The organism is Klebsiella sp. C349492 (genome assembly GCF_042055345.1).
GTDB classification, from domain to species: Bacteria; Pseudomonadota; Gammaproteobacteria; order Enterobacterales; family Enterobacteriaceae; genus Klebsiella; species Klebsiella scottii.
Genome location: NZ_JANQCE010000053.1, coordinates 1 through 249, shown reverse-complemented (window position 1 = coordinate 249; position 249 = coordinate 1). Strand labels below are relative to the sequence as shown.

1 rRNA gene is annotated in these 249 nt (G+C 56.2%); it reads left to right on the top strand.

The features are described from left to right. Window positions 1–249, top strand: a 16S ribosomal RNA gene (locus NWP14_RS27930); the annotation flags it as partial.

The following is a 249-nucleotide window of genomic DNA, read 5'->3' as shown; positions in this document are numbered from 1 at the left end:
TGATGGAGGGGGATAACTACTGGAAACGGTAGCTAATACCGCATAACGTCGCAAGACCAAAGTGGGGGACCTTCGGGCCTCATGCCATCAGATGTGCCCAGATGGGATTAGCTTGTAGGTGGGGTAACGGCTCACCTAGGCGACGATCCCTAGCTGGTCTGAGAGGATGACCAGCCACACTGGAACTGAGACACGGTCCAGACTCCTACGGGAGGCAGCAGTGGGGAATATTGCACAATGGGCGCAAGC